This is a genomic window from Streptomyces sp. NPDC005494 (assembly GCF_042872025.1).
Classification (GTDB): Bacteria; Actinomycetota; Actinomycetes; order Streptomycetales; family Streptomycetaceae; genus Streptomyces.
The window spans coordinates 783,350-790,579 of the sequence record NZ_JBIAJR010000001.1 but is presented as its reverse complement, the minus strand read 5'-3'; the positions used below and the strand labels follow the sequence as shown (position 1 = coordinate 790,579).

The following is a 7,230-nucleotide window of genomic DNA, read 5'->3' as shown; positions in this document are numbered from 1 at the left end:
CCCGCTGTCGCTCGGCCGGCTCGCTCTGGTGGCCGTTGGTCGGCGTCCCCGCTGTCGCCCGTGCGGCTCGCTCCGGTGGCGCTGACAGCGCCCCCCGTCGTCCGTGCGGCTGCTCTGGTGGCTCGCCTGCTGGGGCGCGAGGCGCAGCGGGCCGTCCGGGCGTGCGTCCGGCGTATCCCTTGCAGCACCGCCAGCACCGCCAGCACTGCCAGCACCGCCAGCACCGCACGAACCACCCGCACCGCCCCAGGCATACACCGCCCGCCCGCACCGCACCGCCGCACGCATGCACCGCCCGCACGCGCCGCGCCGCCACACGCCGAAGGCCCCGGCGACATCCTGGGGAGGACGTCGGCCGGGGCCTTCGGTTCACGCTTTGTGCGCCGCACCCGCGTGGCGAACGCAGGTTCGGTGTGCGGCGCGGGGTGCCGGTCAGGAGCGGGAGAGAGGGCCCGCTGAATCCGTCCCGGCGATCACATCAGTAGCTCAGCCCTGGAGGGCGGCAACCTTGAGCGCCAGCGCCGACTTCTTGTTGGCGGCGGCGTTCTTGTGGATGACACCCTTCGAGACAGCCTTGTCGAGCTGGCGCGACGCGTCACGGACGGCCACAGTGGCCTTCTCGACGTCACCGGCAGCGGCAGCCTCACGGGCCTTGCGGATCGAGGTCTTGAGCGAGGACTTGACGGCCTTGTTGCGCAGGCGCGCCTTCTCGTTCGTCTTGTTCCGCTTGATCTGGGACTTGATGTTCGCCACGAAAGAGCCTTTTCAGGTTCGTTGGATCTTCTATGTGCGCCACGCCGCTTCTGAGGGCCACGAGGCACAGCTGCCCACGGTAGCAGTCACCCTCGGACCGGCCCAAACCGGTCCCGGTCCCGCAGGCGTGGGACCATGGAGGCTACGTATCGATCCGTCCGACCCGACATCGACCCGAGACACGGCGTCCGGCGTCTCAAGAATCAGGACCCTGCGTGCCCGCGACTCCTACCAACGTGCCCGAGCCGAGCCGTACCGACCCGGCGCTGATCCGCAACTTCTGCATCATCGCGCACATCGACCACGGCAAGTCGACCCTTGCCGACCGGATGCTCCAGCTGACGGGAGTGGTCGACCAGCGGCAGATGCGCGCCCAGTATCTCGACCGGATGGACATCGAGCGCGAGCGCGGCATCACCATCAAGTCCCAGGCGGTCCGTCTGCCGTGGGCGCCCACCGAGGGTGAGGACAAGGGCGCGACCCACATCCTCAACATGATCGACACCCCGGGCCACGTGGACTTCACCTACGAGGTCTCCCGCTCGCTGGCCGCGTGCGAGGGCACCGTCCTCCTGGTCGACGCCGCTCAGGGCATCGAGGCGCAGACGCTGGCCAACCTCTACCTGGCGATGGAGAACGACCTCACCATCGTCCCGGTGCTCAACAAGATCGACCTGCCGGCCGCCCAGCCCGAGAAGTTCTCCGAGGAGCTCGCCAACCTCATCGGCTGCCAGCCCGAGGACGTGCTCAAGGTCTCGGCGAAGACCGGTGTCGGGGTCGACGCGCTGCTCGACCGGGTCGTCCGGGACGTCCCGGCTCCGGTCGGTCAGGCGAACGCACCCGCCCGCGCGATGATCTTCGACTCGGTCTACGACGCCTACCGCGGTGTCGTCACCTATGTCAGGGTCGTCGACGGTCAGCTCAACAAGCGTGAACGCATCAAGATGATGTCGACGGGCGCCACCCACGAGCTGCTGGAGATCGGTGTCTCCTCCCCGGAGATGACCCCGGCCGACGGCATCGGCGTGGGTGAGGTCGGCTACATCATCACCGGTGTGAAGGACGTCCGGCAGTCCAAGGTCGGTGACACCATCACCTCCCTGAACAAGGGGGCGACCGAGGCGCTGGGCGGCTACAAGGACCCCAAGCCGATGGTGTTCTCGGGGCTCTACCCCCTGGACGGATCCGACTACCCGGACCTGCGTGAGGCCCTGGACAAGCTCCAGCTCAACGACGCCGCCCTGGTGTACGAGCCGGAGACCTCGGCCGCGCTCGGCTTCGGCTTCCGTGTCGGCTTCCTCGGTCTGCTGCACCTCGACGTGATCCGTGAGCGCCTGGAGCGCGAGTTCGGCCTGGAGCTCATCGCCACCGCGCCCAACGTGGTCTACCGCGTGGAGATGGAGGACGGCTCGGAGCACATCGTCACCAACCCGAGCGAGTTCCCCGAGGGCAAGATCGACAAGGTGCACGAGCCGGTCGTCAGGGCCACGGTCCTGGCGCCCAGCGAGTTCATCGGCGCGATCATGGAGCTGTGCCAGAACCGGCGCGGCACCCTGATCGGCATGGACTACCTCTCCGAGGACCGGGTCGAGATCCGCTACACCCTTCCGCTCGCCGAGATCGTCTTCGACTTCTTCGACCAGCTGAAGTCCAAGACGCGCGGCTACGCCTCGCTCGACTACGAGCCCACGGGTGAGCAGTCCGCCCAGCTCGTCAAGGTCGACATCCTGCTGCACGGCGACAAGGTCGACGCCTTCTCCGCCGTCACGCACAAGGACAAGGCGTACGCCTACGGTGTCCGGCTCGTGGCCAAGCTGCAGAAGCTCATCCCCCGGCAGAACTTCGAGGTGCCGATCCAGGCGGCCATCGGCTCCCGGGTCATCGCCCGTGAGACCGTCCGCGCCATCCGCAAGGACGTCCTCGCCAAGTGCTATGGCGGTGACATCTCCCGTAAGCGGAAGCTGCTGGAGAAGCAGAAGGAAGGCAAGAAGCGGATGAAGATGGTCGGCAACGTGGAGGTGCCGCAGGACGCGTTCATCTCCGTGCTGTCGACGGACGAGTCGGCGGGTGAGGGCAAGGCCAAGAAGTAGCCCTCGCGGTGGTACGCCCCGCCGTCGTCGGTGCGTACCCGGGCGTACGCCCTGCCGCCGTCGGTGCGTACCCGGGCGTACGCCCTGCCGCCGTCGGTGCGTACCCGGCTGTACGACCTGGGAGTACCCGGGAGTAGCCCAACTGGCCCCTGCGTCGCGGATGTCCGTGACGCGGGGGCCCGGTTCGTTATGAAGCGGCGGCCTGTTGCCTCTTACCAGACGGTCCCGGGCCCTTTAGTCTGATCACCACCCCGTTAGTTACTCGCCAGTTAAACAAGACAGGCCGAGCGGGAACGAGAAGCAGGAAGACAAGCAGCACCAAGAAGCCGGTCGTAGCAATGCCGCAGGCCCGGAGGACGTCGTGAGCGACACACAGACCTTGATCGATAGCCGACCGCCCTCCGTGGCGACTCTCTTCATCGACCGCGTGGCGGCCACCCCGGACGGTGAGGCCTACCGCTACCCGGTGCCGGCCGCCTCGGGCCAGGGCCCGGACGAATGGAAGTCGCTGACCTGGGCGCAGGCCGCCGAGCGGGTCCACGCCGTCGCGGCCGGTCTGATCGCGCTCGGCGTCCGGCCGGAGGAGCGGGTCGCGCTCGCCTCCTCCACCCGTGTCGAATGGATCCTCGTCGACCTCGGTGTGATGTGCGCGGGTGCCGCCACCACGACGATCTACCCCTCGACGAACACCGAGGAGTCCGCCTTCATCCTGGCCGACTCCGAGAGCCGTGTACTGGTCGCCGAGGACGCCGCCCAGCTGGCGAAGGCCCGCGAGAACAGGGCGCAGCTGCCCGAGCTGGCGCACGTCGTCGTCATCGACCCGGCCGGCGTCGAGCCCGCCGACGACGACCCCGAGGGCTGGCTCCTCACCCTGGCCGAGCTGGAGACCAGGGGCGCCGAGTACCTGGTGAAGAACCCGGACGCGATCACCGACCGGGTCTCCGCCATCACCGCGGACCAGCTGGCGACGCTGATCTACACCTCGGGCACGACCGGCCGTCCCAAGGGCGTACGTCTGCCGCACGACAACTGGTCGTACATGGCCAAGGCGACCGTGTCCACGGGGATGATCAACCCGGACGACGTCCAGTACCTCTGGCTGCCGCTCGCCCACGTCTTCGGCAAGGTACTCACCTCCGGCCAGATCGAGGTCGGTCACGTCACGGCCGTCGACGGACGTGTCGACAAGATCATCGAGAACCTCCCGGTGGTCCAGCCGACCTACATGGCGGCCGTCCCCCGCATCTTCGAGAAGGTCTACAACGGGGTCGCCGCCAAGGCGCGGGCCGGCGGCGGAGCCAAGTACAAGATCTTCCAGTGGGCCGCGGGCGTCGCCCGCGAGCACGCGAAGGTCTCGCAGGACAACTTCCGCCGCACCGGCAAGGCATCCGTCCCCTTCGCCCTGGGCGCCAAGCACAAGGTCGCCGACACCCTCGTCTACGCCAAGATCCGCGAGGCCTTCGGCGGCCGGCTCCGCGCCTGCATCTCCGGATCCGCCGCCCTGGCACCCGACATCGGCCTCTTCTTCGCCGGCGCCGGCATCCACATCCTGGAGGGCTACGGCCTCACGGAGTCCAGCGCCGCCTCCTTCGTCAACCCCGGCGAGGCGTACCGCACCGGCACCGTCGGCAAGCCGCTCCCCGGCACCGAGGTCCGGATCGCGGACGACGGCGAGATCCTGCTGCGCGGCCCCGGCCTGATGGAGGGCTACCACCGGCTGCCCGAGAAGACCGCCGAGGTGCTGGAGTCCGACGGCTGGTTCCACACCGGTGACATCGGCGAGCTGTCCCAGGACGGCTACCTGCGGATCACCGACCGCAAGAAGGACCTGATCAAGACGTCCGGCGGCAAGTACATCGCCCCGGCCGAGGTCGAAGGCCAGTTCAAGGCGGTGTGCCCCTTCGTCTCGAACATCCTGGTGCACGGCGCCGACCGGAACTTCTGCACGGCCCTCATCGCGCTCGACGAGGCGACCATCCTCGGCTGGGCCGAGGAGAACGGCCTCGGCGGCAAGCCCTACGCCGACGTGGTGGCCTCCCCGCAGGCCGTGGAGCTCATCGAGGGCTACGTGCAGCGGCTCAACGAGGGCCTGCAGCGCTGGCAGACCATCAAGAAGTTCCGGCTGCTGCCGCGCGACCTCGACATCGAGCACGGAGAGCTCACCCCGAGCCTCAAGCTGAAGCGGCCGGTCGTCGAGCGGGAGTACAAGGACCTGATCGAGGACATGTACGCGGGCTCCCGGGAGGCATGACAGCCCGGAGCGCGGACGGGGCCGGTGGGCGCGGGAGCGCCTGCCGGCCCCGTTCGTTTCCGTTCGACTCCGGCCACTTCCGTCACTCGGTGCTTATGAGCGCGCCCGGTCTGTCACTCTGTCGTAGAACGTCAGCGGTGTTTCGCGAGACCGTCAGGAGCCGCACCGTGGGGCCCATTCCCTTGCAGCGGGACATCGTTCACCGTCCCGGCACCGTCGTCGCCGGTCAGGGCGACGGCACGCGTCCGGTCGCCCGCACGAGCCTGCCGGGGATCCCGCAGGCCTCGTCCGCGGCCCGCAGATTCGTCCGGGCCGCCCTCGCCGACTGGACCGGTCTCGGTCTGCCCAGCGCCGGTGAGTTCGGCGAGCGGCTCACCGACGACGCGCTGACCGTGGCCAGCGAGCTGGTGACCAACGCGGTCGTGCACGCCGGTACGACGGTCGAGCTGCTCCTCAGGCTGGAGGACTCGGCCGGACCCGAGCCGGCCGCGCTGGTGCTGGAGATCACCGACCACCACCCGGCCCGGTCGGTGCGCGACAGCCGGGCGGAACGGCCCGATCCCGCGGAGTACGGCCGGGGGCTGCAGCTCGTCGCCACCCTCGCCGAGTCCTGGGGCATCACCTACCGCACCGGCCTCAAGACCGTCTGGGCCCGGCTCCCGGGCGACGACCGGTACGGACTGCCCGACGCGACGCGGACCGAGGAGTCCGCGCGCAGGCGCGGCCTGCCCGCCGGCCGGGCACCCGCCCCCGCCGCCGGGTCCGCCGAGCGCGACGACGCCGGATGGGCCGGGGGCGGCGGGCTCTCCTTCCTGGCCGAGGCGTCCGGCCTGCTCGCCGGGCAGCTCGACGAGGACCTCGTCGCATCGACGGCGGGCCCGCTCCTCGTGCCCCGGCTCGCCGACTGGTGCGCGATATGGCTGGAGAGCGAGGCGGGCGGCCCGGCCGCCGTCCCCAAGCTCGCCGGTGTCTGGCACCGTGACGAGGAGCGGGCCGAGCTGCTGCGCCCTGCGCTGGAGAAAGAACCGCTCCGCTTACCCGGCAGCGTCGGGACGGGGCCCGTGCCCCTGCCGTGGCCCGAGGCGGCGGAACGCGGCAAGGGCTCAGGTGCCGCGCTGGCCCACCGCATCGTGTCGGGCGGGCGCACGCTCGGAGCGGTCCTGGTGGGCCGCGAGGGCGCCGACCACATCCCCGACGAGGTGGCCGCCCTTCTGGCGGACTTCGTACGCCGGGTCGGCCTCGCCGTGGGCGCCGCGCGCGCCTACACCCGGCAGGCCACCATCAGCCGCATCCTCCAGCGCGGTCTGCTGCCCAGCAAGGTCGCCGACATACCCGGCGTCACGAGCGCCCTGGTGTACGAGCCGGGGGACGACGGTGTCGTCGGCGGTGACTTCTACGACCTCTTCCCCTGCCCCGGCGGACGCTGGTGCTTCGTGCTCGGCGACGTACAGGGCAGCGGCCCCGAAGCCGCCGTCGTCACCGGTCTGGCCCGCCCGTGGCTGCGTCTGCTGTCCCGGGAGGGCTTCCGGGTCGGAGAGGTCCTCGACCGGCTCAACCGGCTCCTCCTGGACGACGCCATGGAGGCGGCGGAAGCCGCCGCACTCATGGTCGCGGCGGCGGGCGGCCAGCAGATCCAGGGGGACGGGCAGAACCCGGACGGCTCCCAGTCCCGTTTCCTCTCGCTGCTGTACGGCGACCTCGTGCCACTCCCGGGCGGCGGGGTGCGCTGCACCGTGGCGAGCGCGGGCCACCCGCTCCCGCTGCTGCTGCGCCCCGACGGGACCGTGCGGCCCGCCGCCGAGCCGCAGGTGCTGCTGGGGGTCGTCGACGATGTGGCGTACGAGAGCCAGAGCTTCGAGCTGGCACCGGGGGACAGCCTCCTCTGTGTCACCGACGGCGTGACGGAGCGGCGCTCGGGGCGGCTGATGTTCGACGACGGCGACGGCCTCGCACGGGCCCTCGCCGACTGCGCGGGCCTGCCGGCCGCCGGGATAGCCGACCGGATCAAGCGGGCCGTCCACGCCTTCGCCGAGCGCCCGCCCGACGACGACCTGGCCATGCTCGTGCTCCAGGTCGACTGAGACGGGGAGCACGTCACGAGGCGCCGGCGGACGGGCAAGAGGCAGGAAAGCCCGG

Annotated in this window: 4 protein-coding genes; 3 read left to right on the top strand and 1 reads right to left on the bottom strand. The window is 70.4% G+C overall.

Annotated elements, in window-relative coordinates; genetic code table 11:
- Positions 1-486: 486 nt before the first annotated feature.
- Complete coding sequence (gene rpsT / locus ACFYQ6_RS03625) at positions 487-753, bottom strand: 30S ribosomal protein S20 (RefSeq protein ID WP_014156344.1); 267 nt, start codon at positions 751-753, stop codon at positions 487-489.
- Positions 754-968: 215 nt separating this feature from the next.
- Between rpsT and lepA the strand changes: the two genes are divergently transcribed.
- The 3 genes from lepA (at position 969) to ACFYQ6_RS03610 (ending at position 7,175) form a co-directional block, all read left to right on the top strand.
- Positions 969-2,843, top strand: a complete 1,875-nt coding sequence (gene lepA / locus ACFYQ6_RS03620; protein ID WP_361571238.1) for a translation elongation factor 4 — start codon at positions 969-971, stop codon at positions 2,841-2,843.
- Between the two features lie 361 nt (positions 2,844-3,204).
- Positions 3,205-5,094: an AMP-binding protein gene (locus ACFYQ6_RS03615; protein WP_361571236.1), complete on the top strand. Its 1,890-nt coding sequence runs from the start codon at positions 3,205-3,207 to the stop codon at positions 5,092-5,094.
- A 167-nt stretch (positions 5,095-5,261) separates the two neighbouring features.
- The gene (locus ACFYQ6_RS03610; protein WP_388760215.1) at positions 5,262-7,175 is read left to right on the top strand and encodes a SpoIIE family protein phosphatase; all 1,914 of its coding nucleotides are present in this window, start codon (positions 5,262-5,264) and stop codon (positions 7,173-7,175) included.
- Positions 7,176-7,230 lie beyond the last annotated feature (55 nt).